This is a genomic window from Caballeronia sp. LZ003, from assembly GCF_031451465.1.
Lineage (GTDB): Bacteria > Pseudomonadota > Gammaproteobacteria > Burkholderiales > Burkholderiaceae > Caballeronia.
In genome coordinates, this window is sequence record NZ_JARUXJ010000001.1 from 2,140,292 (window position 1) to 2,165,603 (window position 25,312).

Sequence of the window (25,312 nt, forward strand, 5' to 3'; positions counted from 1 at the left end):
TTAACCCACCGACAGCCATTCTCGCTGCACATCGGCGCGTGTTTCCAGCTCCCCCAACGCCCCATCGAACTGAACCGCGCCGTGCCCCATCACCGCGACGCGCGCATCGAGCATGCGCGCGATCGTCAGGCGCTCTTCGATCAGCAGTATCGCCACGCCGCGTTCGCGCAGACCCGCGAGGCACGCCGCCACTTGCATCAGCACTTGCGGCGCGAGCCCTTCGCCGGGTTCGTCGATGACCACCAACGACGGATCGCCCGCCAGCGTTCTTGCCAGCGCCAGCATTTGCTGTTCGCCGCCCGACAACGCGCCGGCCTTCACTCGCGCGCGCTCCCGCAACACGGGGAAGAGGCGATAAGCATCGTCCACACTGAAGCGCGTGCCCGGACGCTCGCCGAGCACGAGATTGTCGCGCACGCTCAAGCCCGGAAACACATCGCGCGTTTCAGGCACGTAGCCAATTCCCATGCGTGCGATGCGAAACGGCCGCAGCCCGACGAGCGATGCATCGCGAAACCGCATCTCGCCCTCGCAGCGCACGAGGCCCATGATGGACTTCGCGAGCGTCGAGCGCCCCGAACCATTGCGGCCCACGAGCGCGACGATCTCGCCTTCGGCTATTGACAGGTTCACGCCGTGCAGTACCTGTGCCGCGCCATGCCACGCGCGCAGATCGTGGATACGCAACCCGGCGCTCATCGCGATTCCCCCAGATACGCCTCGCGCACCGCGCGATCGTCGCGAATCGCCGCAGGCGTGCCGGTAGCGATCACGCGCCCTTGAACCAGCACGGAGATGCGATCCGCGAGGCCGAACACCGCGTCCATGTCGTGCTCGATGACGACGAGCGTGCGCCCTTGCGTCGTCGCCCGAATCAGCGCCAGCGCGCGCGATGCCTCCGCGCGGTTCATCCCCGCCGTGGGTTCGTCGAGGAGAATGAGCGGCGCATCGGTGGCGAGCGCGATGCCTAGATCGAGCGCGCGCTGTTCGGCATACGTGAGCCGTGCGGCGGGTACGTCGGCGTGAGCGGCCAGGCCGATGGCATCTAGCATGGCGCGGGCGCGGTCTTCGAGCGCGCGCGACGGCAGCCAGCGATCGATCATGCGCGACGAAGCCGAGCCCAAAGCCGCACAACGCAGATTGTCGAGCACGCTCAAGCCGGTGAAGACGCTCGTCGTCTGGAAGCTGCGCGCAAGCACCCGGCTAATGCGTTGCGGCGCGCGACCGGTGATGTCGATACCGATTGCCACGATGCGCCCTTCGTCGGGTTTGGTGCGCCCGGAAATGGTGTCGAAGAGCGTGGACTTGCCTGCGCCGTTCGGGCCGATGAGCGCATGACGTTCGCCGCTTTGCACTTGCAGATCGATACCGCGCAGAACGCGCGTCGGCCCGAACCGTTTCGCGATGCCGCGCAATTCGAGGGCGATGGTCATGGCGTGTACCCTTTGCGACCGGCGGCAAACATCGCCCTGAAGCGCTCGCCGAACTTACGCGATTCAAGACCCATGTTCATAGCACGCCCCGCGCCCGTCGATCGATCCACGCGAGCCCAACGCCGAGCGCCAAGCAAGGCAACGCGATCCACCAAACGCCGTGCGGCAACGCGCTTGCATCCGCTTGTCGCGCATAGAGCGTCTCCACCGCGACGACCACGGCCGCACCGAACGCCAGCGTGCTCGACATGGCATACATGGTTGAGCGAAGCGGGCGCGTGCGCATGCGCGTGAAGAAGCCAGCGACGCCATCGGGCGCCGCGACGATCACCCACACGAAGCACAGTCCGAGATACATCGGCCAGGCAGTGGACACGCTCGCCACCGCCACGCTGAAAAACGTGAGCAGCACCGCCCCGGCAATCGGCCCAAAGAAGCTTCCGGTCCCGCCGATGACCGTCGCCACCAGCACGCTCGTCGATCTCGCAAGCCCGACGCTTTCCGCCGATGCCAGTTCGACATTCACGAGCGACAACACGCCTGCAATGCCCGCGAAGAACGCGGATACGACGAGCATCGTGAAGCGCACGCGCCGTGGCGACGCGCCTATCGCCGCCGCGCGCACGGGATTGTCGCGCACGGCGTTGGCGAGGCGACAAAGCGGCGTGCGCGAGAACGCGAACATCGCGCAAGCCGACACGACACACCAGCACGCGATCAACGCATACGCCTGCCGCAACGGGCCGAATGTCCATCCGAAGAGCGCAGCGCCGCTCGCGCGATCGATCGCCACGCCACCCTCGCCGCCGAACCAGCCCGGCACGAGCCAGACGCTTGCCGCAACCAATTCGCCGATGCCTAGCGTGATCATCGCGAAAGCCGTGCCGCCGCGTTGCGTCGAGATCGCGCCGAAGACGATGGCCGCGAGCACCGCAAAGCATCCGCCGATCAATGGCAGCAATGGCAACGGCACGCCAAAGCGATTGAACACATGCGCGGCGGCGAAAGCGCCGAACCCCGCATAAACCGCGTGACCGAAGGAAAGCAAGCCCGTCTGCCCGAGCAGCAAGTTGTACGAGAGCGCGAAAACGATGAGCGTCGCCGTCTGCGCGAGATACGCAAGCAGCCAGGATCGATCGAAGCAAAGCGGCGGTATCGCAAGCGCCGCGACGAGTGCGAGCCACGGCGCGAGGGACTTAAGCATCGCGCGTCTCTTCACCGAAGAGTCCGCGTGGACGCGCCGCCAGCATCGCGACGAGCAACAGGTACGGCAGCACGGGCGCGAGTTGCGCGACGGTGAGCGCGGCCCAAGCGTCCGGCAAACGCACGCCGAACCAGGCAGCAATGCTCCCCGCCGATGCCGTCGTGCCCACGGCGAATGTCTGCACGCAGCCGATCAAGAGCGACGCGACGAGCGCCCCCGAAAGCGAGCCCAGCCCGCCGATGACCACGACGACGAACACGATGGGACCGACGGCGTCGGCCATCGACGGTTCGAGCACGGCAAGCGGCGCGCCGATCACGCCCGCGAGCGCCGCCAGCGCCGTGCCGGCGGCGAACACCGTCGTGAAGACGCGCGGGACATCGTGGCCGAGCGTTTCGACGGTCGCGGAATGCGTGAGCGCCGCGCGCACCACGAGCCCCGTCTTCGATACGCGCAGCACGACATGCAACGCGCCGAGCATGAGGATGGCAAGCAGCATCATGAACACGCGATAGCGTGGAAACGCGGCGCCGTACCAGGTGAAGAGCGGCCCTTCGAGCACGGAGGGAATCGTCGCGGGCAACGGTCCGAGCCCCCATACGAGCTTCACGCCCTCGCCTATCACGATGGCCGCGCCGAACGTGAGCAGCAACTCGGCGAGCGCGCCGCGCGCATGCACGCGCTTGAGCAGAAAGCGCTCGAACAACGCGCCCGCGCAGCCGACGATCAAAGGCGCCACGACGAGTGCCAGCCAGAATCCGCCATACGAAGCCAGCGCCTGACCGACATACGCGCCGAGCATATAAAAGCTCGCGTGCGCGAAGTTGAGCAGGCCGAGCATCGAGAAGATGAGCGTGAGGCCCGCACAGAGCATGAAGAGCAGCAGCCCGACGCTCACGCCGTTGAGCAGGCTCACGCTGAACCACTGAAGCACGGAACAATCCTCAAGCGTTGACGAGCGGCTTCAAGGCATCGACGAGACGCTCGGGCAAAGGCACCGGCCGGCGCGTCATGCGGTTCACATAGACATGCACGAAATGGCCCTGCGCCGCCGCGCTCTTTGCGCCTTGCGTGAAGATGCCGACCTCGTAGCGCACGCTCGTCGTGCCGAGCTTTTCCACGCGCAAGCCTGCATCGATCAGATCGGGAAACGAAACCGACTCGAAAAAATTGCAGCGCGTTTCCACGACGAGCCCGATCGTCTCGCCGCCCGCGAAGTCGAGCACGCCCGAGCGCAGCAGATACTCGTTCACGACGGTATCGAAGTAGCTGTAGTAGACGACGTTGTTGATATGACCATAGACATCGTTGTCGGACCAGCGCGTGCTGATGGTAAGGAAGTGCGGATAGTCCGCGCGGCGCGTGGGTTGCGGTTTGCTCATCGTCGGCAGCGGCTGCATCAGCGGTTGATCGCTGCGAGTGCGCGGACTTCGTCGGCGAAGCGCTCGACGGTGTCCTCGCGCGTGTCCCATGCGCACATCAGGCGGCAGCCGCCCGACCCGATGAACTGATAGAACTTCCAGCCTTTCGCGCGCAAGGCGGTGGCGACGTGCGGCGGCAATTCCGCGAACACCGCGTTCGATTCCGGCTTGAAGAGCACCTGCACGCCGGGAATATTCGCGAGACGCTCGGCCATCAATTGCGCCATTGAGTTGGCGTGACGCGCGTTGCGCAGCCAGACATCGTTATCGAGCAAGCCGAGCCACGGCGCGGAGATGAAGCGCATTTTCGATGCAAGCTGCCCCGCCTGTTTCAGCCGATAAGCAAAATCCACGGCAAGCGCCTTGTCGAAAAACACGACCGCTTCGCCGACCGGCAAGCCGTTCTTGGTGCCGCCGAAGCACAGCACGTCGACGCCCGCGCGCCACGTAATCTCCGACGGATGCACGCCGAGCGTGGCGACCGCGTTGGCGAAACGCGCGCCATCCATATGCACGGTCAGATGCCGCCGCTTGGCGATGGCCGCAATCGCTCGCACTTCCTCGACGGTATAGACCGTGCCCACTTCCGTCGATTGCGTGAGCGAGACGACTTTCGGCTTCGGATAGTGGATATCGGCGCGTCGGGTGACGAGTTCCTCGATCGCATCGGGCGTGAGCTTGCCGTTCTCGCCCTTCGCGGTCAGAAGCTTGGAGCCGCCGGAGAAGAATTCGGGGCCGCCGCACTCGTCGGTTTCGATATGCGCGAGTTCGTGGCAAATGACCGAGTGATACGACTGGCACAGCGACGCCAGCGCAAGCGAATTGGCCGCCGTGCCATTGAAGACGAAGAAGACTTCGCAGTCGGTCTGGAACAGGTCGCGAATGCGGTCGCACACGCGCGCGGTCCAGGAATCGTCGCCGTAAGCCGGTTCGTGGCCGCTGGTGTTGGCCTTGACGAGCGCATCGAGCGCTTCGGGGCAGATACCCGCGTAATTGTCGGAGGCGAAATGCTGGATGGATTCGTTCGGCGCGGTCATGGAGTTCGCTGGAAGACTGGTAGAAGGCGCTGCACGAGCTTCGGGACCCGGGACGAGTGAAGATTGCGTGGTCGCCATCGTTGCGTGCCGTGCAAGCAGTCCGCTCATTTTATCCGCATCGCGCCGTGCATGATTCGAATGCGATTGAGCGATAGATCGTGTGCCGCGCCCGTTCTAATCGCGCGACACTTAGGATACCGACGGGCAGCGTCGAACGATTGCGCTATCGGTCTTGATTGCGCGTTGCCGCTACGAGCATCGACGACGTGGTGCCGTCAGCGCGCCGCTCCAATTCAACATGTCATCTGACGATAAAGCGCGCCACCGAAGCCGGCGGCGCGCTTTATGGCGCAAACAATAACTTGGGTCGAGGCTGCGCTTACTTCGCTGTCGTGCCGCTGGCGGCGTTGGCTTGCTGCGCGGCCTTGTCCTTCTTGTTCGCTTCGTGATGGCCGATCGCGCAGCCACCCGCCGCGCCCACCACGCCGTGCTTGCCCGCGACGTGCCCCGCCACGCCGCCGACTGCCGCGCCTTCGAGACATCCCTTGGCCTGTGCTGCGCCCGTGGCGGCGATCATTGCGCCAGCCAGTACGATCGATGCAATCTTGTGGTTCATGTTTGTTCTCCCCTTTTGGTTGAAAGTACCGGAGAAGATGCACGAGATGTGCCTGACAGGCTGTAATGAAAAACGGCCCGGTGACTTTCGCCAACCGGACCGTTTTAAGCACTTCCGCCGCGCTTTAAAGCTGCTGCTGCACCCAGCCTGTCACGCCTGCGAGTGCGGCCGGCAGCTTGGCCGGTTCCGTGCCGCCCGCCTGCGCCATGTCGGGACGGCCGCCGCCCTTTCCGCCCACTTGCTGCGCGACGAAGTTGACGAGCTCGCCCGCCTTGACCTTCTTCGATGCATCCGCCGTCACGCCCGCGATGAGGCTGACCTTGCCGCCTTCGACGGAAGCCAGCACGATAGCCGCGCTCTTGAGCTTGTCCTTCAGCTTGTCGACGGTTTCGCGCAGCGTCTTCACGTCCGCGCCTTCGAGTTGCGCGGCGAGCACTTGAACGCCCGCGACATCGACGGCTTGCGAAACGAGTTCATCGCCCTGGCTCGATGCGAGCTTCGACTTGAGCGCGCCCAGTTCCTTCTCCAGCGACTTCACGTGCTCCTGAACCTGCGCGATACGCTGCGTGAGTTCGGACGGTTGTGCCTTGAGGGCGCCCGCCGCCGCGTTGATACGCTGATCCAGCTCCTGCACATAGCGCACGGCATTGTCGCCCGTGATGGCTTCGACACGGCGAATGCCCGCCGCCACGCCGCCTTCCATCACGATCTTGAAGAGGCCGATGTCGCCCGTGCGCTGCACGTGTGTGCCACCGCAGAGTTCGCGCGAAAAGCCCAGGTCCAGCACGCGCACCGTGTCGCCGTACTTCTCGCCGAAGAGCGCCATGGCGCCGCCCTTCACCGCTTCGTCGTAAGACATGACGCGCACGACGCCCGGCGCGTTCGCAAGCACTTCCTGATTGACGATCTGCTCGACGCGGCGGATCTCGTCGTCCGTCATCGGCGCGTTGTGTGCGAAGTCGAAGCGCGTCTTGTCGGCGTCGACGAGCGAGCCTTTCTGCTGCACATGACCGCCGAGCACTTCGCGCAACGCCTTGTGCATCAAGTGCGTGGACGAGTGATTGCGTGCGGTGCGCGCGCGGCGGATGGCGTCGATCTGCGCCTTCACCACGTCGCCGACCTTGAGCGTGCCCTGCTCCACCGTGCCGTGGTGGCCGACGACATCGGCCTGAACCTTGAGCGTGTCTGCCACCGCGAAGCGCGCGGAGGCATTCGCGAGCACGCCCTGATCGCCCACCTGACCGCCGGATTCCGCATAGAACGGCGTGTGATCGAGCACGACGACCGCTTGCTGGCCCGCTTGCGCCTCGTTCACCGACGCGCCCTCCACATACAGCGCGATGACTTTCGCGTCGTCGAAGATTTCCTTCTCGTAGCCGTGGAACGTGGTCTTGGCGCCCGAGTATTCGAGGCCGGCCGCGAGCTTGAACTTGCCCGCCGCGCGCGCCTGATCGCGCTGACGCGCCATGGCGTCGTCGAAGGCGGGTTCGTCCACCGTCACGCCGCGTTCGCGGCATACGTCGGCCGTGAGATCGAGCGGGAAACCGTAGGTATCGTGCAGCTTGAACGCGAGTTCGCCGTCCAGTTGCTTCACGCCCTTCTTGTCGAGTTCGGCCAGTTCGCCTTCGAGAATCGACATGCCGTGCTCGATGGTCTCGAAGAAGCGCTCTTCTTCCTGGCGCAGCACATCGGTGACGCGCTGTTGAGCATCGACAAGTTCGGGGTAAGCCGCGCCCATTTCCGCGACGAGGTCCGGCACGAGCTTGTGGAAGAACGAGCCGCGCCGGCCGAGTTTGTAGCCATGACGAATGGCGCGGCGCACGATACGGCGCAGCACGTAACCGCGGCCCTCGTTGCCGGGAATCACGCCATCGACGATCAGGAACGAGCACGCGCGGATATGGTCGGCAATGACCTTCAGCGAGTTGTTATCCAGATCGGCCGTATGGGTCTCGCGGCCCGCGGCCTTGATGAGCGTCTGGAAGAGATCGATCTCGTAGTTGCTGTGCACGTGCTGCAGCACGGCGGCGAGACGTTCGAGGCCCATGCCGGTATCGACGCACTGCTTGGGCAGCGGCGTCATGTTGCCTTGCGCGTCGCGGTTGAACTGCATGAACACGAGATTCCAGATCTCGATGAAGCGGTCGCCGTCTTCCTCCGGCGATCCCGGCGGGCCGCCCCAGATTTCCGGACCGTGGTCGTAGAACACTTCGGAGCACGGACCGCACGGTCCGGTGTCGGCCATTTGCCAGAAGTTGTCGGATGCGTAGCGCGCGCCCTTGTTGTCGCCGATGCGGATGATGCGTTCCGCCGGCACGCCGATTTCCTTTTCCCAGATGGCGTACGCTTCGTCGTCTTCCTGATAGACCGTGACGGTGAGCTTTTCCGGCGGCAGCATGTAGACCTTCGTCAACAGCTCCCAGCAGTAGTGGATGGCGTCGCGCTTGAAGTAGTCGCCGAACGAGAAGTTGCCGAGCATCTCGAAGAACGTGTGATGCCGCGCCGTGTAGCCGACGTTCTCCAGATCGTTATGCTTGCCGCCCGCGCGCACGCTGCGCTGCGCGGTGGTTGCGCGCGAGTACGGCCGCGCTTCGGCGCCGAGGAACACGTCCTTGAACTGGACCATGCCCGAGTTGGTGAAGAGCAGCGTCGGGTCGTTGCCCGGCACGAGGCTCGACGAACGGACGATCGTATGTCCCTTCGATTCGAAAAACTTCAGGAATTTCTCGCGTATTTCGGCGGCTTTCATGGCGTACGGGGCGTTTTGCGTGTTCTGCTGGTTTTCTGACGAAGCCTTGGTAAAGCCCGTTTGAAGCCCTTCTGATGCGGGTTTCGGCAAGACTTAAGGCTATTCCGAGTAATTTTTGATTATACGGGATTCGCGGTGCCGAACCGGGGCGCGGCAGGCGTCTGCGACGGATAAAGCGCCCTCGCGCGCCCGTCCGTTCTATGCGACAGTCGCGTGGTCAGAAACCAAATCCGAGACGAGAGACACGACGCATGGGAGCACTCAGCCATATCCGCGTACTCGACCTGACCCGCGTGCTCGCGGGACCGTGGTGCGCGCAGACGCTCGCCGACCTGGGCGCGGAGGTCATCAAGATCGAACGGCCCGAAACCGGCGACGACACCCGTCACTGGGGCCCGCCCTATCTCAAGAAGCCCGATGGCGAAGACACGCGCGAGGCCGCCTACTATCTCGCGGCGAACCGCAACAAGCGCTCGGTGACGGTCGATATCGCAAGTGAAGAAGGTCAGCGGATCGTGCGCGCGCTGGCCGCTCGAAGCGATGTCGTGCTGGAGAACTACAAGGTCGGTCAGTTGAAGAAGTACGGGCTCGACTATGAATCGCTGAAAGAAGTGAAGCCGGATATCGTCTATTGCTCGGTAACAGGCTTCGGGCAGACCGGGCCATATGCGGAGCGCGCGGGCTACGATTTCATCATTCAGGGCATCGGCGGCTTCATGAGCATCACCGGCGAGCGCGACGGACAACCCGGCGGCGGTCCGCAAAAGGCAGGCGTCGCCATCGCCGACCTCATGACCGGCATGTACGCGACAGTCGGCGTGCTGGCGGCGCTCTCGCACCGGGATCGCACGGGCGAAGGGCAATATATCGACATGGCGCTGCTCGACGTGCAGGTCGCCATGCTCGCCAACATGAACACCAACTATCTGGCGAGCGGCAAGCCGCCGGTGCGCTGGGGCAACGCGCATCCGAACATCGTGCCGTACCAGACGTTTCAGACGAGCGATGGCTGGATCATCGTCGCGGTCGGCAACGACGGGCAGTTTCGCAAGTTCGTCGAGGCAGGCGCATGCGCGCATCTCGCCGACGATCCGCGCTTCGCAAAAAACCCGTCACGCGTGCGCAATCGCGACGTGCTCGTGCCGCTTCTCGCCGACATGGTCGCCACGCGCGGCAAGCACGAATGGCTCGCCGCGCTGGAAGCGGCGGGCGTGCCGTGCGGCCCGATCAACGATCTCGGTGAAGTGTTCGACGACCCGCAAGTGCTGGCGCGCAGGATGCGTATCGATCTGCCGCATCCGGAAGGCGGCGACGTGAAGCTCGTGGCAAGCCCCATCAAGATGAGCGCGACGCCGCCCGAAGCACGCACGCATCCGCCGATGCTCGGCGAACACACCACGAGCGTGCTCAAGGACGTGCTCGGTTACGACGATGCGCGCATTACGCAGTTGCGAAAGGGCAAGGTGATTTGAGCGCGATACGCCGGTATCAACGCGTTCCCGCGCCGATCAGCCCGCCCGCCGCCGCCCCGGCGATGGTCCCGAGCGGCCCGCCCGTGAGCACGTAGCCGAGCGCCCCGCCCGCGCCCGCGCCGATGGCCGCGTGAGCCTGCTGACGCGACACGCCCGCGCAGGCTGTGAGGCTCGTCACGAGCGCGGCCACCGCCGCGAGCTTGATGATCTTGTTCATGGTCGAATTCCCTGTGTTGTCGTTGTGTTGTCGTTGTGATGTCTTGTAGTCGCACCGCTTGCCGGCTTGCAACCCGACCGGCGAGCCGATCATAAAAGCCCGCGCGCCCCGCCCACAACGCGATTTACCTTCCGTTACCCTCGTTACGGTGACCGAATAAGTGCTTCACAGGTGTAACGCGGGAGCCGGAATATGCAGGCCGATCCGCGGCGCATGGAAAGGCGGCATCGGCGAAACCCGCGAGCGCCTGCCCGCGCGGGTTGCGTAAGGTAGAATCATCCCGATATACCTAGCATTCGAACGCGTTCCGAGCCGCGAGGAACGTTTCCCGAACCGATCACACGCGAGCGCATCCGTTGGCACTTCTTTTCGCATGAACACCGATCGCAACGACGCCCCGGCGCCATCCAATTTCATTCGCAACATCATCGAAGACGACAACCGTTCAGGTAAGTGGTCGCAGCGTGTCGAGACCCGCTTCCCACCCGAGCCGAACGGTTATCTGCATATCGGTCACGCGAAAAGCATCTGCGTGAACTTCGGGCTGGCCGCGGATTACGGCGGTGTCTGCCATCTGCGTTTCGACGACACGAACCCCGAGAAGGAAAGCGTCGAGTACGTGGATTCGATCATCGACGCGGTCGAGTGGCTCGGCTTCGAGTGGAACAAGGACGGCCGCGAACACAAATACTTCGCGAGCGACTACTACGACAAGCTGTACGAATGCGCCGAGCTGCTCATCAAGAAAGGCCAGGCCTACGTCGATAGCCAGACCGCCGAGGAAATGCGCGCCACGCGCGGCTCGGCAACCGAAGCGGGCATCAACTCGCCGTATCGCGACCGCACGCCCGATGAAAACCTCGACCTCTTCCGCCGCATGAAGGCGGGCGAGTTCAAGGAAGGCGAGCACGTGCTGCGCGCGAAGATCGACATGGCGGCGCCGAACTTCAACATGCGCGATCCGGTCATCTACCGCATCCGCTTCGCGCACCACTACCGCACGGGCGACAAGTGGTGCATCTATCCGATGTACGACTACGCGCATTGCGTATCGGACGCGCTCGAAAACATCACGCACTCGCTGTGCACGCTGGAGTTCGAGGATCACCGGCCACTCTACGACTGGTTCCTGGCGCAACTCGCCGACGACGGCGTGTTCGCGCGTCCGCTGCCGCAGCAGATCGAATTCTCGCGCCTGAATCTAACGTACGCCATCACGAGCAAGCGCAAGCTCCTGCAACTCGTGCAGGAGAATCACGTGGACGGCTGGGACGACCCGCGCATGCCGACCATCGTGGGCGTGCGCCGCCGTGGCTTCACGCCGGAAAGCATCCGCTTGATGGTGGAACGCGTGGGCGTGACCAAGGTCGATTCGTGGATCGACATGAGCGTGCTCGAAGGCGCGCTGCGCGACGATCTCGACGAGAAAGCCCCGCGCGCAATCGCGGTGCTCGATCCGCTCAAGCTCATCATCGACAATTATCCGGAAGGACAAAGCGAGGAATGCAGCGCGCCCGTGCATCCGCATCATGCTGACCGCGGCACGCGCAAATTTCCGTTCTCGCGCGAATTGTGGATAGAACGCGAAGACTTTCAGGAATCGCCGCAGAAGGGCTACTTCCGCCTTTTCCCCGGCAACAAGGTGCGGCTCAAGTACGGCTTCGTGGTGGAGTGCACGGGCGCGGACAAGGACGAGAACGGCAAGGTGATCGCCGTGCATTGCAACTACTTCCCGGACAGCAAGTCGGGCACGGACGGCGCGAACGCGTACAAGGTCAAGGGCACGATCCACTGGGTCAGCGCCGCGACGGCCTACGCGGCCGAAGTGCGTATCTACGACCGCCTGTTCAAGGAGCCGCAACCGGGCGCGGGTGGCGCGGAGTTTCTGGATGCGTTGAATCCGGATTCGAAGCGCATCGTCAATGCGTTCCTGGAACCCAGCGCGCGCGAAGCCAACGCCGAAGACCGCTTCCAGTTCGAGCGCCACGGCTATTTCGTCGCGGACCGTCTGGATTCGCAACCGGGCAAGCCGGTGTTCAACCGTATTGTCAGCTTGCGCGATAGCTGGGGCAAGCCTGCCTGAGCGTCGCAATTTTAGTTGCAGAGTAACGGGCGCCGCACGCAAGAGGCGGCGTCCGGTCCCGCATCCGCGGTGCGAACAAGACAAACAGAGGGCCAGCAACACGCGCTTCCAGCGAGGACATCCATGAAGCAGTACTCAAGCGCGCCGCGAGCGGGCGCGTTCCGGGTCATTGTCGGAAACGTTTGTATCGCGACGTCCGCCGCGCTGTCTTTCTGCTCTCCGGCATGGGCCGCCACGGCGAAAGAGCTCGCTTCCGCGCAGGCCGCCGTCGATCAGCTTCCGCCTTCGGCCACGCTGCGCAAGATTGCCGAGAACGGCGCGATCGTCCTGGGCGCGCGTGAATCGTCGGTGCCGTTTTCTTATCTGAACAAGCAGCAGCCGGTCGGCTACTCCTACGACATTGCGCTCAAAGTCGTCGATGAAGTGAAGCGCCGGCTCAACATGCCGAATCTCACGGTGAAGAACGTGGTCGTGACCTCGTCGAACCGCATTTCCTACGTGGTGAACAATCAGGTCGATCTGGAATGCGGCAGCACCGCGCATCTGGCCGAGCGCGATCCGCTGGTCGCGTTTTCCAACAGTTTCTTTCTGTACGGCATTCGCATGGTCGTGAAGCGCAAATCGGGCATTCGCGATTACGACGATCTCGCGGGCAAGACCGTCTCCACCACGGCGGGCACGTCGGACGAACGGCTGCTGCGGGAGATGAGCATCGAGCGCAAGCTGAATCTGCGTATCATCAGTGCGCGCGATCATGCCGAGGCATTTCAGGCGCTCAAGAGCGACCGCGCAGTCGCCTTCGTGATGGACGACCCGCTGCTCTACGGCAAGATCGCGCAGGAAGGCGCGGCGCGCCGCGACTACATGGTGACGGGCGAATCGCTTTCCAATGAATCGTACGGCTGCATGATGCGCAAGGGCGATCCCGAGTTCAAACGCATCGTCGACGATGTGATCGCCGGCATGCAGCGCTCGGGCGAAGCGAAGAAGCTCTACGACACCTGGTTCATGCAGCCCATTCCGCCGGACGGCATCAATCTGCAGTTTCCGTTATCGGCGGACATGAAAGCGCTGTTCGCCAATCCGACCGACCATCTCGCCGAATGAATTCAGAGTGTGTCGTGCAGTTCGGCCAATGACAGCGTGGTTTGAAAGAGCTTCGCGAGGCTGCGGCTCGCGAAGCTGTCCACGTCGGCGGGACTGACCCAGCGATAGCCGTCCATCTCGGGAATCATGGTGCCGTCGCTGTAGCGCGGAAAATACGATTCGCACACGCAGTCTTCGAGCTTCACTTCGTCGTCGCTCACGCGCACGGCGAAGAGATGCAAGTCCTTGTCGCGACGATACACAAAGCGTCCGAGGTCTTTGAGACGCGCGGCCGGCAGCACGATGCCCGTCTCCTCGCGCAACTCGCGCAAGGCCGCGTCGATAGGCGCCTCGCCGGGATCGCCCTGTCCTTTCGGCACGTCCCAATGCGTGGTTTCGGTCGCGTGGCACAGGAGCACGTCGCCCCGCGGGTTCAGGATCACCACGCCGCACGATACGGTACGGGCGGTCATCGCGCGACGGCTCCGTTCAACATGCAAACCCGCACGTCATTGCTTCTTGAGTTGCCACTTGCCGCTCGCCTGCTTGCAGGCAGACGGCGTCCAGGTCTGCGTCTGCCCCTTCGCAATGGCCACGATCTCGACCTTGCGGCACTTGAGACCGGCGTCTTCGAAGGTCTCGCGCGGCGTGATGGTGCCGTGGACCGGCACGGTATTGCCCGCGTCCTTGTTGTCCCAGTCGAGCGATTCGCCGTCTTTCTTGGTTTCGAGCGCGGTCTGCGCGGCGCGGTTGAGCGCCTGCAAGTCGCGCTGCTTCATGTAAGTGATGGGCGTGTTGTTCAGAAAACCGAGATTGGCCGCAAACGCCGAAGCGCTCGCGGCGACGAGCACGGTGGCCGTCAATGTCCGGATGCAGGCGCGCGCCAGCGGTCGATATTCGATCGGCATAGATTCTCCTCGTTGCAATGCGTTCGATACGGCGCCGTAGACGAGGCGCGTATGACGAGCGGCGGCGAAACCGCGCGCTCGGGCCTTTGAGGGCCGCAACGAGGATAGCATGACACAAGGCGAACGGCCGCCTTGCGGGCTATATCGCGGGCTTTAGTTCGATGCCGCCTTCATGTCCTGGATCGCCGTGCCCTTTTGCGAATTCTTGTCGGTGGCGGGATCGTAGCCGTCGGTGAGCGTGCCGAGGAAGGCGACCACGTCCTTGATCTCGGCTTCGTCGAGTGCGGGCTTGTCGCCGCGCTTGCGATCGAACGGCGCCTCGGTATTCACGTTCTCCCAGTACTTGCGCGGCAGATCGTCGAACTTTTGCACCGCGCCCTTCTTCGAGACCGGATAGAACTTCTCCGGGTTCGTATCGCGCTCGACATAGAAGCGCACGACTTCATCGAGCGAATGATAGATGCCGTTGTGGAAGAAGGTCTTGCGCGTCGCCACGTTGCGCAGCGACGGCGTGCGAAAGAGTCCGCAGAACTCGTCGCGGCCCTTCAGATCGGTGCGCTCGGGTCCGCATGCGCCCAGATCGTGAAAGTTCGGATTCTTGTTGATCGGCAATGCGCGATTGCGCGGCACGCCGATGGCGATCAGGCCGAAGTCGCTGAACTGCGGCGGTGTGCCGTCCTTCGCGCGCTGGCTGATATGACACGCCGCGCAATTGCCCTTGCTCTCGTCGTTGAAGAGCTGCAGGCCGTGCATCTCGGCGTCGTTGAGCTTTGCGCGGCCGGCAAGGAACGCGTCGAACTTGCTCGTATAGGGGAAGAACTTCTGCGGCGTCTGCTCGAACGCTTCCAGCGAACTCAGCACGGAGGCGAACAGACGGTCGTCGCTATCGAATACGCTCGCACCGAACGCGCGGCGGACATCGTCCGCATAAGGCGCCGCCCGGACCGCCGCTGCGACCTTTGCGGGCGTGCTGCCCATCTCGAACGACGACAGCAGCGGAATGCGCGCCTGGTCCGCGCCATGGTCCACGCGGCCGTCCCACGTCAGCCCGCCGGTTGGGCCGGCATCGACACTTTCGTCGCCTTCGTCGTCGGAATCGTGGAAGTGCTCGGCGAATTGCGGCACGGACTGCAAGTACTTGAGCGACGGCACCGCCCGAAAGCCAGGCCGATGCATATCGCTGCCGCCCAGCTGCACGGAGAACGCGTTAGGCGGACCGAAAGCATGACTCGGACTATGACAGGACGCACACGCGAGCTTGCCGGAGCCTGACAGCGACGGGTCCATGAAGAGCTTCTCGCCGACCGTCTGCATTGCCTTCACTTGCGCGAAAACCTCCGCGCGCGACTGCCCTTTCGATGGCGCGGCTTGTGCCGGAGCCGTTGCCAGATCGGCCGCGTGGGAATCGCATCCGCTCAACGCGACGGATGAGGCGACCAGCAACAGGGAACATAAAACGAACGGCAGACGCATCGAAGGCATGGATTGCGGACGCATGAAATTGAAAGATGCCGCAGGGTATGACGCTCATGTGTCTCTCATGTGACAAGCGCCGACGCCGTCATATGGAGGGCAACGCATGATGGTTATTTCACCAACCTTACGCATTCGAAAGCGTTATTACATGTTCGCGTAATTGATCGTGGTCACACTTCGCACGCCGGCACTAAAAGGCACTTGAAGGCGTTTGCCGAAGTCGCCTGCATTCGGCGCCGGCTCCCCAACACAAGAGAGACCTCGATGAACAAGAAACTCGTTTGCGCAGTGCCGCTCGCATCGGCGCTGGCAATCGGCTTATACGCATGCGGCGGCGACGACCACCACGACAACGACATCTCGTCGGTGAAAAACGTCGTGGTCATCTACGCGGAAAACCGCAGCTTCGATAACCTCTACGGCAGCTTCCCCGGCGCGAACGGCTTGCAGAGCGTGACGGCGGCAAGCGCGCAGCAGCTCGACCGCGACGGCAGCGTGCTGCCGACCCTGCCGAAGATCTGGACGGGTCTGACGGCAACGGGCGTGACGCCTGCCGTCACCGAGGCGATGACGGCGAATCTGCCGAACGCGCCTTTCGCCATCGACGATCCGGCGGGCTTCAACACGCCGCTCTCGCTCACGACGCGCGACCTGTATCACCGCTTCTATGAAAACCAGATGCAGATCGACGGCGGCAAGAACGACAAGTTCGCCGCATGGGCGGATTCGGGCGGCATGGTGATGGGTCACTACAGCACGCCGCCGCAAAAGCTGCCGCTGTGGAAAGTCGCGCAGCAATACACGCTCGCCGACAACTTCTTCATGGGCGCGTTCGGCGGTTCGTTCCTGAATCACCAGTGGCTGGTTTGCGCGTGTACGCCGGTTTATCCGAACGCCGACAAGAGCGTGGCGAAGGCGTCGATCTCGGCGGTGAACGCGGATGGCGTGTCGCTCACGCTGGCGTCGAACTCGCCGGCTTCGGCGCTCACGGGCATTCCGAAGTTCGTCAACTCGGGCAACCTGACGCCCGACTTCTACGCGATCAACACGATGCAGCCGCCGTATCAGCCGAGCGGCAACACGCCGCCGACGGGTGGCGATCCGACGCTTGCCGACCCGAACGCCGCGACGACGCTGCCGCCGCAGACGCAGCAGCATATCGGCGACCTGCTGAACAACGCGGGCATCAGCTGGGCATGGTATGGCGGTTCGTGGGGCGCGGCGCTGGCGAGCCGTTCGGTGATCGGCGGCTCGGTGAATTCGGTGCCGAACTTCCAGACGCACCATCAGCCGTTCAACTACTTCGCCGATCTCGCGCCGGGTTCGACCAACCGCGCGCAGCATTTGCTCGACGGCGGCACGAACGGAACGGAGTTCATCAAGGCGATCGACGCGGGCACCTTGCCGCAAGTCTCGTTCTACAAGCCGCAGGGCAACCTGAACGAGCACGCGGGTTATACGGACGTGGCCTCGGGCGATCAACACATTGCCGACTTGATCACGCATCTGCAGAACAGTCCGCAGTGGAAGAACATGGTCGTGGTCGTGACGTACGACGAAAACGGCGGCTTCTGGGATCACGTCGCGCCGCCGAAGGGCGACCGCTGGGGTCCGGGCACGCGCATTCCGGCGCTCATCGTCTCGCCGTATGCGAAGAAGGGTTTCGTCGATCACACGCAGTACGACACGACGTCGATCCTGCGCTTCATCACGAAGCGTTTCTCGCTGCCGACGTTGCCGGGTCTGGCTTCGCGCGATGCCGCGTTGAAGGCGAACGGCGCGCCCGCAATGGGCGACCTGACGAACGCGATGAACTTCTCGCAGTGATAAGTCTCCGAGCTTGACCGACGGGCCGCCTCTTGCGGCCCGTTTTTCATGCGCCCGCGAAAAGCGACGCCAGATCGCTGCTGCGCTGGCCGCCCGCCTCGGTCAGCACGCGCGCCTCGAGTTCATCGATATGCTCGCGCATGACGGCAAGCGCGGTGTGCAGATCGCCGGCTTCGAGCGCATCGACGAGACGCCCGTGTTCGTCGGATGCGCAATTCGACACCTTCGACGGATCGAACAACGCTTTATACAGCTCCGTCCTGGCGACGAGCCGCGCGAGAAACGCCTCGACTTCCGGCGTGCCCGCAAGCTGCGCAAGCAGCAGATGGAACTGTCCCGCGAGCCGCACGCATTCTTCCACGACGCCGGCCTTGAGCGCACGCTGCTCGCTCTTCACGTGCGCGCGCAACGCACGCTTTTGCGGCGTCTTGAGCGCGCCGCACAGGCTCGCCACGATGCCCGCCTCCACCACTTGCCGCGCGCGATAGACCTCGCGAATATCATCGACGGAAGGTGACGGCACGAACGCGCCGCGATTGACTTCGAGCGTGAGCTTGCCTTCCGCGCCAAGCCGCGCGAGCGCCTTGCGAACGGCGCCGCGCGTGCAGTCGAACGCCGCCGCGAGTTCGCGCTCGACGAGTTGCGCGCCCGGCGCGAGCTTGCCCTGCAAGAGCGCGGAAGCGACCGCGCCGTAGACGCGCTCTTCCGGTGAAATGTCCTTTTGCGATGCCATGAATGCGTGCGGTGCTTGTTGTTGATCCGCATTGTAGCGAGTGCCCGGCAAATACGGGTTATCAGCGATGCCGCGATTTTGGTTGACCAATATTTGCTAAGATGGTCAACCAAACAGGAGGCTCTCGGGTATGGAACCGGCAATCTGGATTATCGGCGCACGGCCGTTCGGCGGCGATTCCGTGGACGTCTGCGTGCGCGCGCGCACCATCGACTCCATCGCGCCGCATGGCGAAAAGACGCCTGCCGCGAGCGATACGGTCGTCGACGGCGCGGGCATGTTGCTGCTGCCTGGCTTCGTCGAAGGCCACACGCATCTCGACAAGACCACGTGGGGCATGCCGTGGTATCGCAATGCGGTGGGGCCGCGTCTTGTCGATCGCATCGAGAACGAGCGGCGCTGGCGCGCCGAAAGCGGTCACGATGCGGCCGAAGCGTCGCGCGCGCTCGCGCTGGCATTTCTGCGTCAGGGCACGACGCGCATTCGCACTCACGTCGATATCGATACCGACGCCGGCCTGCGTCATCTGGAAGGCGTCGCCGCCACGCGCGCCGCGCTCGCCGATGTGCTCGACATGCAGATCGTCGCGTTCCCGCAATCCGGCGTGACGACGCGCGCGGGCACGCGCGAGCTGCTCGATACCGCATTGCGAAGCGGCGCGGACGTGCTCGGCGCGCTCGACCCGGCAGCCATCGACGGCGATCCCGCTCTCTCGCTCGACATCACCTTCGCGCTCGCCACGAAGCACGACAAGCCGATCGACATTCACCTGCACGAACCCGGCGATCTCGGCGCCTTCACCTTGGATCTGCTGCTCGATCGCGTAAAGGCGCTTGGCTTCGAGGGACGCGTCGTCGTGAGTCACGCGTTTTGTCTGGGCCAGTTGCCCGATGCGCGGCGCCACGCGTTGCTCGAACGCATCGCGCGCCTGAATGTGGCGCTGCTCACCACGGCGCCCGCCTCCATGGCCGTTCCGCCGTTTGGCGAGGCGCGCGCGGCGGGCGTGACGCTCTTCGGCGGCAACGACGGCATCCGCGATACATGGACGCCCTTCGGCTCGCCCGACATGCTCGAACGCGCGATGCTCATCGCGATGCGTTTCGACCTGCGCCGCGACGACGATCTCGCCGCGGCCTTCGCATGCGTATCGAGCGAAGCGGCACGCGGTTGCGGCTTCGCGGATTATGGCCTTGCCGCGGGCATGCGCGCGGACCTCGTGCTCGTCGATGCCGAAACGGTCGCGCAGGCCGTCGCCATGCGCCCCGCTCGCCGCTTCGTGATGTCGAACGGCACGATCATTCCCGCGGACTTCACGCGATGAAAGCACGCGCATCGAACCTTGTATGGCTGGCGGTGATTGTCGCAATCGGTTTGAATCTGCGGCCGCTGCTCACGTCGATCAGTCCGCTGATGAACGTGATCCTGCCCGCCACCGGCTTGTCGTTTCGTGGCGCTTCACTGCTCACCGGCCTGCCCGTGGTCGCCATGGGCGTCTGCGCATTCGGGGCGAGCGCGCTGACCCGGGCTATCGGCAATGCGCGTGGCGTGGCTATCGGGCTCGTGGCGATCGTCGCGGCGGGCGCGGCGCGTGTTTTCGCGGGCGAAGCGGCGGCGTTGATCGCAAGCGCGGCGGTCGCGGGCACGGGCGTCGCGGTCATTCAGGCGCTTCTGCCCGGTGTCATGAAAACGCGCTTCGCCGCGCGCCTGCCCTTTGCGATGGGCCTCTACTCCGCATCGATCATGGCGGGCGGCGGACTGGGCGCGAGCATCACGCCCAACGTGGCCGCGCTCGCAAGCTGGCAAACAGGTCTCGCTGTCTGGGCGATACCCGCGCTCATCGCGCTCGCGTTGTGGCTGCTTCTGATGCGCGCGGATGCCTTGCCTCGTCCCGCCGTCACACGCGATACGACTTCTAAGCCTTCGCTCTTTTCGAATCGTCGCGCGTGGGCGCTCGGCGTGTTTTTCGGGCTCGTCAACGGCGGCTATACGAGTCTTGTCGCGTGGTTGCCCGCGTACTATCAACAACTCGGTCAGAGCGTCCGCGAAAGCGGCACGCTGCTCGCGTTGCTCACGGTGTTTCAGGCGTCGTCCGCGCTGCTCTTGCCGATGGCGGCCGCTCGCTTCGGGCGCGCTCGTGACCGGCGCGCGTGGATCGCAGCCGGCCTTGCCGCTCAACTCGCGGGATTCGGCTTGCTGCTGTACGCGCCGCTCGCGTTGCCCGTTATGGTCGTGGCGTTGCTCGGCGCGGGACTCGGCGGCGTGTTTTCGCTCACGCTCGTATTGACGCTCGATCACGCCGACGACCCCGAACTCGCCGCGCGTCTCGTCGCGTTCGTGCAGGGCGTGGGTTTCGTGATCGCGGCGGCAGCGCCGGTGATTGCCGGCATCGTGCGCGACGCAAGCGGCGGCTTCGCGATGTCGTGGGCCATGCTCGCGGCGAGCCTCATCGCGATGATCGCGCTCAATGCCGTGTTCGGCCCGCTGAGCTATGCGCGCGCGATGCAGCGTCAGCGTGCGGACTTCAACGCACCGCGTGGCACGCGAAGTATTCGTCGAGCAGATCCGTCATCTGCCACACGGGGCACGGGCGGCGGCAATGCCCGTCGTAGCCCGCTTCCTTGAGACGCCCGAGCGGCTCTTCGGGAAGAAAGCTGCTCATCGCGATGATCAGGCGGCCCGCGTCGTCGTCCTGACGGCGCACTTCGCGCACGAGTGCATAGTTGGCGCAGCCACCGATGCGCGTATCCAAGAAGACCAAATGCGGCCGCCACTCCTCGACGATGCCCTTGAGCGATGTCGCATCGATGGCAAGCTGCGTCGGAAATCCTTTCAGCTCGAACAACGACACGAGCGATATGCCGAGCGCCCGCTCCGCGTACGCGACGAGCACGCGCCGCGCATCCGGCCGCACCCGCAGCTTCTTGCGATTCCAAAGCGAGCACTGAGCTGGACTGGTTTCGTATGCTCGATTATTCACGTCATCCTCTGGCGACACAGGTTTGCCAGCCGCACACGCGGTGCATCCAATGCGCCATGTTGGGGCGCAAATGCATCCTGGGTGTGCAGCGCAAGTGTTGTACGAACCGGTTAATCCAGCCAAGGCCAGCCAATTTCAGCCGGAGCCTTGGCCCGTGGGGCGTTCGTCGGCGCGGTGAAGCAACGTGAGAAAACATAGGGCAGGAAGCGGGCCAGAACGAATGCCGACCCCGCGCGCAAAACCGCTGAAATGTCTGACTAATTCGCGCTAATCGGACGAAAAAGCACATATCGTTTTTTCTTGACGTGCTCTCGAAACCAGCCTATAACCCTCCATATGGATGGTCAACGGATGGAAGAAACGAACTCATGGCGAGGCAAATCTTGGATGCCGCACGTTCCAAAGGCGGCGAAACGGAAAAAATCACGATCAATCTTGGCCCGGTGGATCTCGGCCAAATCGATCTGCTCGTGGAAGAAGGTTTCTATTCGAACCGCACGGATCTGATCCGTACGGCTATCCGCAATCAGCTCTCGGTGCATGCCGTGGTCGTCAAGGAAACGGCGACGCGGCGCGCCCTCGTGCTGGGACTTCAATACTTCTCGAAGCAGGATCTGGAAGCGGTGCGCGCGGCCAATGAAAGGCTCAAGATTCAGGTACTGGGTCTTGCCAGCATTGCCGCCGACGTCTCCCCGGAACTTGCCCTTGCCACCATCGAATCAATACTGGTTCGCGGTGCGCTGCACGCATCGCCGGCTGTGAAAGCGGCGCTTGCAGATCGAATCCGCTGACCTGCCGATGCAGGCCGGAAACGACTACGGAAAACATGATGAAACTGAACGAAGGATTTCTCGACTCCATGAAAGAGGCGTTCGAACGCTTTCGCAATAGCGACAGCAGCGGCGCCGTCGAGGTCGTCAAGCGCGCGATGCGCGGCGCCACGCACGCAACGCACGCGTCTGACGCATCGGATGCTTTCGTCAAGGCACCGCCGCAACCAGCGCCCGCCTCTGCACCGGACGCCGAAGATCGCGGACACTTCAGCACGCGGCGCTTCACGGGCGCGGCCGGTCAGCGCGACTACAAACTCTATGTGCCGGCCGGTTATCGCGATGAGCCGTTGCCGCTCATCGTCATGCTGCACGGCTGTACGCAAAACGCCGACGACTTCGCGGCCGGTACGCAAATGAACGCGCTTGCCGACGCGCACGACTGCATCGTCGTCTATCCGGTTCAGCCGCAAAGCGCGAATCCGTCGAAGTGCTGGAACTGGTTCAAGTCGTCGGATCAGCAACGCGACGGCGGCGAACCGTCGATCATCGCGGGAATCACGCGTGAAGTCATGGCGAGTCATCGCGTGGACCCGAAACGCGTCTACGTCGCGGGCTTGTCCGCCGGCGGCGCAATGGCGGCGATCATGGCGCAGCGCTATCCGGATCTCTATGCAGCGGCGGGCGTGCACTCCGGCCTTCCCGTGGGTGCCGCGCACGATCTGCCGTCCGCGCTCGCAGCAATGCGCGGCGGTCAGGGCAACGCCGCGAACCAGCGCGCGGGAGGCGGAGCGCAGTGCTCGTTGATCGTCTTTCACGGCGATGCCGACGCCACGGTGAATTACGCCAACGCCCGCAAGCTCGTCGACGATTTCACCGCAAGCGGTTCCGACCGCGAGCTGCACGACGGCATGGCCGGCGCACGCAAATACACGGTCCAGCGCTTGAAGTCGGCCAACGGGAAAATCGCGGAGTTATGGACCATTCACGGCGCGCCGCACGCATGGTCAGGCGGCAGCACGCGCGGAACCTACACCGATCCGGCCGGACCTGACGCTAGCGCCGAGATGCTGCGTTTCTTCCTCGCGCATCCGAGGAGTTGATCGCCGCGCAACGGTTCGGGCGGCGCAGTCCGCGCGGTTCGGATTCCGGCCTTTGCCGCGACGAGAGTCACGACGTCGCTGGCGGGGCTTGAACCAATCGCTTTGCCTCGACACATGTCCCTGACGTTTCAGAGGTCAAGAAACGAGCGCAGCTTGTCGGCGCGGCGGGGATGCATCAGCTTACGTATGGCCTGGCTTTCTATCTGGCGAACGCGCTCGCGCGATACGCCCAGATGCGAGCCCAGTTCGCCCAGCGTGAACTCGGATACCGTGTCTATTCCAAAGCGCATGCGCAGCACGCGCGCCTCGCGTGGCGAAAGCGCGTTGAGCGCGTCGTCGATGGCGGCGCGCATGTCCGCGTGCACGGCGGCATCGAGCGGCGATTGCGCGTTCGTGTCCTCGATCATGTCGCCGAGCGTGGCGTCGGCGTCATCGCTTGCAGGCGTTTCCAGCGAGATGAGATGCAGCGCGATCTTCTGGATACCGCTGATTCTCTCCTTCGGCAACTCCATGCGTTCGGCGAGCACCGCAGGCTGCGCGGGCCGTCCGGTCTGCTGCATGATCTCGCGTGAAATGCGATTGAGCCTGTTGATGGTTTCGACCATGTGCACCGGAACGCGAATGGTGCGCGCCTGATCCGCGAGCGCGCGCGTGACCGACTGCCGAACCCACCACGTCGCATAAGTCGAAAACTTCCAGCCACGCCGATATTCGAACTTGTCGACGGCTTTCATCAGACCGATATTGCCTTCCTGAATCAGGTCTAGAAAGTGCACGCCCCGGTTCACGTATTTCTTGGCAATCGAAATGACGAGGCGCAAATTGGCCTCGATCATCTCGGCCTTCGCGCGTCTCATGCGCGACTCGGCCGCGAGCATCTGACGGCTGGTTTGCTTGAGCCTTTGCAACGGCATCGCGGCGCTCGATTCAAGCTCGATCAGCTTGTGCTGCTCGGTCTGGATGGCCGGAAGACTGCGGTAGAGCGACGCGCCGTACTCATGCGAGTTCGCTGCCGCAGCCGTATTGGCGGTCCACTCGAGATCGGTTTCATGACCGGGAAACGACGCCACGAATTGCTCGCGCGGCATGCCGCAATAATCGATCGCAATGGACGAAATGCGCCGCTCGACCATGCGAACTTGCGCGACTCGCTGCTGCATGTCGGCGCAAAGACGATCCACGGTCCGGTTGGTAAAGCGAATGCGCGCGAGTTCGGTGCGGATGCTCGTATCTGCAAGCGGGCTTTGGATTGCATCGACAGTCATGCGGTCGAAGGATTCTTCGACACGTGCAAAGATGGCCAGGCTGTCGCTCGTGAGCCGACTCAGCCTTTCCTGCTCGGCGCGGTCGGAATCTTCGAGACTGGTTTCTTCGTCGGCATCGCTCGGTGCGTTGGACTCACTGGACTCATTGGGCGCATTGGGCGCATTGGGCGCCTGCGCGAACGGCATTGCGTCCGCATCGTCCTTGTCGTCGATGCCATCGACGAATTCATCGATAGACAGCGTGCCCGCCTCGACCTGCGCCGCGCTGGCAAGAATCAGCGAGATGGTCGCGGGGCACGCTGCAATTGCCTGGATCATCTCGTGAAGACTGTCTTCGATACGCCGCGCAATCTCGATCTCCGCCGCGCGCGTCAGCAATTGCTTCGCGCCCATCTCGCGCATATACATGCGCACGGGATCGGTCGTGCGGCCGAACTCGGAATCCACCGTCGACAAGGCGACTTCGACATCCTCGTCGGAGTGGTCCTCGAGCATGGCGACGGCGGTCGCGTCGTTCAGAAGCAGGGTTTCGGTGTCGGGTGCCTGTTCAAAGACCGCGACGCCCATGTCGTTGAAGGTTCGAGCAATGGCTTCGCGCGCGGCTTTCTGCGCGAAGTCGCCGGGAAGATGGTCGTTGATCTGCGCATGCGTGACGAAGCCCTGGTCCTTGCCCATCTGGATGAGCGCGCGTATTTCACGCTGCCGCGTGTCGTCTTGTGCGGCTTCGGCGTAGGCATCCGCCGAAACGACGGCAAGCGCCGGCTTGCCCTTGCGCACGCGTGAGGCGCGCGCTTTCCGCATCGTCCTGATGGGATTTTCAGGCAGGTCTTTCGTCGCGTCTTCCTGATTGAAACTGGCCATTCTTTCTCCGCTGCAAGCATGCTTGGCGATGTGAGACGTTAGCCAGAGGCACGAAGGCCTGCGCAGACGGAATC

At 63.7% G+C, this 25,312-nt stretch carries 23 protein-coding genes; 8 read left to right on the forward strand and 15 right to left on the reverse strand.

The window, feature by feature from the left end; all coding sequences use genetic code 11:
- From QCE79_RS09515 to alaS, 8 genes are all read right to left on the reverse strand, one after another.
- The gene (locus QCE79_RS09515) at window positions 1–699 is read right to left on the reverse strand and encodes an ABC transporter ATP-binding protein (RefSeq protein WP_309843672.1); all 699 of its coding nucleotides are present in this window, start codon (window positions 697–699) and stop codon (window positions 1–3) included.
- Entirely contained in the window at window positions 696–1,433 is a 738-nt protein-coding gene (locus QCE79_RS09520; RefSeq protein ID WP_309843674.1) for an ABC transporter ATP-binding protein, read from the reverse strand. Before QCE79_RS09520 ends, QCE79_RS09515 begins: the two co-directional genes overlap by 4 nt.
- A gap of 76 nt (window positions 1,434–1,509) precedes the next feature.
- A complete protein-coding gene (locus tag QCE79_RS09525) occupies window positions 1,510–2,637 on the reverse strand; it encodes a branched-chain amino acid ABC transporter permease (RefSeq protein ID WP_309843676.1) in 1,128 nt (375 codons plus the stop codon).
- Window positions 2,630–3,511 (reverse strand): branched-chain amino acid ABC transporter permease, encoded by an 882-nt coding sequence (locus QCE79_RS09530; protein WP_309845274.1) that lies wholly within the window; start codon window positions 3,509–3,511, stop codon window positions 2,630–2,632. Before QCE79_RS09530 ends, QCE79_RS09525 begins: the two co-directional genes overlap by 8 nt.
- Before the next feature lie 70 nt (window positions 3,512–3,581).
- On the reverse strand, window positions 3,582–4,019 hold the full coding sequence (locus QCE79_RS09535) for a thioesterase family protein (protein ID WP_244825692.1): 438 nt from the start codon (window positions 4,017–4,019) through the stop codon (window positions 3,582–3,584).
- A 17-nt stretch (window positions 4,020–4,036) separates the two neighbouring features.
- Window positions 4,037–5,074 carry a low specificity L-threonine aldolase gene (locus QCE79_RS09540; RefSeq protein WP_244828077.1) on the reverse strand — a complete coding sequence of 346 codons (1,038 nt, stop codon included), beginning with the start codon at window positions 5,072–5,074 and terminating at the stop codon, window positions 4,037–4,039.
- A gap of 400 nt (window positions 5,075–5,474) precedes the next feature.
- Window positions 5,475–5,711: a hypothetical protein gene (locus QCE79_RS09545; protein WP_244825693.1), complete on the reverse strand. Its 237-nt coding sequence runs from the start codon at window positions 5,709–5,711 to the stop codon at window positions 5,475–5,477.
- 124 nt (window positions 5,712–5,835) lie between these two features.
- Window positions 5,836–8,460, reverse strand: coding sequence for an alanine--tRNA ligase (gene alaS, locus QCE79_RS09550; RefSeq protein WP_309843678.1), 2,625 nt, complete (start codon window positions 8,458–8,460; stop codon window positions 5,836–5,838).
- Window positions 8,461–8,711: 251 nt separating this feature from the next.
- Here alaS and QCE79_RS09555 point away from each other — a divergent pair, with 251 nt between their 5' ends.
- Window positions 8,712–9,932: a CaiB/BaiF CoA-transferase family protein gene (locus QCE79_RS09555; RefSeq protein ID WP_309843681.1), complete on the forward strand. Its 1,221-nt coding sequence runs from the start codon at window positions 8,712–8,714 to the stop codon at window positions 9,930–9,932.
- A 16-nt stretch (window positions 9,933–9,948) separates the two neighbouring features.
- Here QCE79_RS09555 and QCE79_RS09560 read toward each other — a convergent pair whose 3' ends face one another.
- A complete protein-coding gene (locus QCE79_RS09560; RefSeq protein ID WP_244825697.1) occupies window positions 9,949–10,149 on the reverse strand; it encodes an ornithine carbamoyltransferase in 201 nt (66 codons plus the stop codon).
- A 373-nt stretch (window positions 10,150–10,522) separates the two neighbouring features.
- Here QCE79_RS09560 and QCE79_RS09565 point away from each other — a divergent pair, with 373 nt between their 5' ends.
- The gene (locus QCE79_RS09565) at window positions 10,523–12,232 is read left to right on the forward strand and encodes a glutamine--tRNA ligase/YqeY domain fusion protein (RefSeq protein WP_309843684.1); all 1,710 of its coding nucleotides are present in this window, start codon (window positions 10,523–10,525) and stop codon (window positions 12,230–12,232) included.
- A 123-nt stretch (window positions 12,233–12,355) separates the two neighbouring features.
- Window positions 12,356–13,339, forward strand: a complete 984-nt coding sequence (locus QCE79_RS09570; RefSeq protein ID WP_244825699.1) for a transporter substrate-binding domain-containing protein — start codon at window positions 12,356–12,358, stop codon at window positions 13,337–13,339.
- Between the two features lie 2 nt (window positions 13,340–13,341).
- Here the strand turns inward: QCE79_RS09570 and QCE79_RS09575 are convergent, their stop codons facing one another.
- From QCE79_RS09575 to QCE79_RS09585, 3 genes are all read right to left on the reverse strand, one after another.
- A complete protein-coding gene (locus QCE79_RS09575) occupies window positions 13,342–13,791 on the reverse strand; it encodes an NUDIX hydrolase (protein ID WP_250465229.1) in 450 nt (149 codons plus the stop codon).
- Between the two features lie 36 nt (window positions 13,792–13,827).
- Window positions 13,828–14,226 carry an RT0821/Lpp0805 family surface protein gene (locus tag QCE79_RS09580; protein ID WP_244825701.1) on the reverse strand — a complete coding sequence of 133 codons (399 nt, stop codon included), beginning with the start codon at window positions 14,224–14,226 and terminating at the stop codon, window positions 13,828–13,830.
- A 153-nt stretch (window positions 14,227–14,379) separates the two neighbouring features.
- Window positions 14,380–15,723, reverse strand: coding sequence for a cytochrome c peroxidase (locus QCE79_RS09585; RefSeq protein ID WP_309843691.1), 1,344 nt, complete (start codon window positions 15,721–15,723; stop codon window positions 14,380–14,382).
- Between the two features lie 243 nt (window positions 15,724–15,966).
- Here QCE79_RS09585 and QCE79_RS09590 point away from each other — a divergent pair, with 243 nt between their 5' ends.
- The gene (locus QCE79_RS09590; protein ID WP_244825704.1) at window positions 15,967–17,529 is read left to right on the forward strand and encodes an acid phosphatase; all 1,563 of its coding nucleotides are present in this window, start codon (window positions 15,967–15,969) and stop codon (window positions 17,527–17,529) included.
- A gap of 46 nt (window positions 17,530–17,575) precedes the next feature.
- Here the strand turns inward: QCE79_RS09590 and QCE79_RS09595 are convergent, their stop codons facing one another.
- Window positions 17,576–18,262: a GntR family transcriptional regulator gene (locus QCE79_RS09595; RefSeq protein WP_244825706.1), complete on the reverse strand. Its 687-nt coding sequence runs from the start codon at window positions 18,260–18,262 to the stop codon at window positions 17,576–17,578.
- 130 nt (window positions 18,263–18,392) lie between these two features.
- On the opposite strand from QCE79_RS09595, the gene QCE79_RS09600 reads away from it, so the two are divergent.
- Window positions 18,393–19,583, forward strand: coding sequence for an amidohydrolase family protein (locus QCE79_RS09600; protein WP_309843696.1), 1,191 nt, complete (start codon window positions 18,393–18,395; stop codon window positions 19,581–19,583).
- On the forward strand, window positions 19,580–20,884 hold the full coding sequence (locus QCE79_RS09605; RefSeq protein WP_309843699.1) for a cyanate transporter: 1,305 nt from the start codon (window positions 19,580–19,582) through the stop codon (window positions 20,882–20,884). Before QCE79_RS09600 ends, QCE79_RS09605 begins: the two co-directional genes overlap by 4 nt.
- On the opposite strand, the gene QCE79_RS09610 is transcribed toward QCE79_RS09605, so the two are convergent.
- Window positions 20,784–21,239, reverse strand: coding sequence for a hypothetical protein (locus QCE79_RS09610; RefSeq protein ID WP_244825711.1), 456 nt, complete (start codon window positions 21,237–21,239; stop codon window positions 20,784–20,786). The genes QCE79_RS09605 and QCE79_RS09610 overlap by 101 nt on opposite strands.
- 368 nt (window positions 21,240–21,607) lie before the next feature.
- On the opposite strand from QCE79_RS09610, the gene QCE79_RS09615 reads away from it, so the two are divergent.
- Both QCE79_RS09615 and QCE79_RS09620 read left to right on the forward strand, forming a co-directional pair.
- Window positions 21,608–22,030 carry a CopG family transcriptional regulator gene (locus QCE79_RS09615; RefSeq protein WP_244828079.1) on the forward strand — a complete coding sequence of 141 codons (423 nt, stop codon included), beginning with the start codon at window positions 21,608–21,610 and terminating at the stop codon, window positions 22,028–22,030.
- A 38-nt stretch (window positions 22,031–22,068) separates the two neighbouring features.
- Window positions 22,069–23,112 carry a PHB depolymerase family esterase gene (locus QCE79_RS09620; RefSeq protein ID WP_250526102.1) on the forward strand — a complete coding sequence of 348 codons (1,044 nt, stop codon included), beginning with the start codon at window positions 22,069–22,071 and terminating at the stop codon, window positions 23,110–23,112.
- Between the two features lie 128 nt (window positions 23,113–23,240).
- Here the strand turns inward: QCE79_RS09620 and rpoD are convergent, their stop codons facing one another.
- Window positions 23,241–25,238 carry an RNA polymerase sigma factor RpoD gene (rpoD, locus tag QCE79_RS09625; RefSeq protein WP_309843702.1) on the reverse strand — a complete coding sequence of 666 codons (1,998 nt, stop codon included), beginning with the start codon at window positions 25,236–25,238 and terminating at the stop codon, window positions 23,241–23,243.
- Window positions 25,239–25,312 lie beyond the last annotated feature (74 nt).

Coding starts and splice junctions, on each gene's coding strand:
- QCE79_RS09620 (WP_250526102.1), top strand. CDS start 22,069: ATGAAACTGAACGAAGGATTTCTCGACTCCATGAAAGAGGCGTTCGAA.
- rpoD (WP_309843702.1), bottom strand. CDS start 25,238: ATGGCCAGTTTCAATCAGGAAGACGCGACGAAAGACCTGCCTGAAAAT.
- QCE79_RS09585 (WP_309843691.1), bottom strand. CDS start 15,723: ATGCGTCCGCAATCCATGCCTTCGATGCGTCTGCCGTTCGTTTTATGT.
- QCE79_RS09600 (WP_309843696.1), top strand. CDS start 18,393: ATGGAACCGGCAATCTGGATTATCGGCGCACGGCCGTTCGGCGGCGAT.
- QCE79_RS09570 (WP_244825699.1), top strand. CDS start 12,356: ATGAAGCAGTACTCAAGCGCGCCGCGAGCGGGCGCGTTCCGGGTCATT.
- QCE79_RS09530 (WP_309845274.1), bottom strand. CDS start 3,511: ATGCTCTGTGCGGGCCTCACGCTCATCTTCTCGATGCTCGGCCTGCTC.
- QCE79_RS09555 (WP_309843681.1), top strand. CDS start 8,712: ATGGGAGCACTCAGCCATATCCGCGTACTCGACCTGACCCGCGTGCTC.
- QCE79_RS09575 (WP_250465229.1), bottom strand. CDS start 13,791: ATGACCGCCCGTACCGTATCGTGCGGCGTGGTGATCCTGAACCCGCGG.
- QCE79_RS09590 (WP_244825704.1), top strand. CDS start 15,967: ATGAACAAGAAACTCGTTTGCGCAGTGCCGCTCGCATCGGCGCTGGCA.
- QCE79_RS09515 (WP_309843672.1), bottom strand. CDS start 699: ATGAGCGCCGGGTTGCGTATCCACGATCTGCGCGCGTGGCATGGCGCG.
- QCE79_RS09545 (WP_244825693.1), bottom strand. CDS start 5,711: ATGAACCACAAGATTGCATCGATCGTACTGGCTGGCGCAATGATCGCC.
- QCE79_RS09615 (WP_244828079.1), top strand. CDS start 21,608: ATGGCGAGGCAAATCTTGGATGCCGCACGTTCCAAAGGCGGCGAAACG.
- QCE79_RS09565 (WP_309843684.1), top strand. CDS start 10,523: ATGAACACCGATCGCAACGACGCCCCGGCGCCATCCAATTTCATTCGC.
- QCE79_RS09525 (WP_309843676.1), bottom strand. CDS start 2,637: ATGCTTAAGTCCCTCGCGCCGTGGCTCGCACTCGTCGCGGCGCTTGCG.
- QCE79_RS09580 (WP_244825701.1), bottom strand. CDS start 14,226: ATGCCGATCGAATATCGACCGCTGGCGCGCGCCTGCATCCGGACATTG.
- QCE79_RS09520 (WP_309843674.1), bottom strand. CDS start 1,433: ATGACCATCGCCCTCGAATTGCGCGGCATCGCGAAACGGTTCGGGCCG.
- QCE79_RS09535 (WP_244825692.1), bottom strand. CDS start 4,019: ATGAGCAAACCGCAACCCACGCGCCGCGCGGACTATCCGCACTTCCTT.
- alaS (WP_309843678.1), bottom strand. CDS start 8,460: ATGAAAGCCGCCGAAATACGCGAGAAATTCCTGAAGTTTTTCGAATCG.
- QCE79_RS09605 (WP_309843699.1), top strand. CDS start 19,580: ATGAAAGCACGCGCATCGAACCTTGTATGGCTGGCGGTGATTGTCGCA.
- QCE79_RS09560 (WP_244825697.1), bottom strand. CDS start 10,149: ATGAACAAGATCATCAAGCTCGCGGCGGTGGCCGCGCTCGTGACGAGC.
- QCE79_RS09595 (WP_244825706.1), bottom strand. CDS start 18,262: ATGGCATCGCAAAAGGACATTTCACCGGAAGAGCGCGTCTACGGCGCG.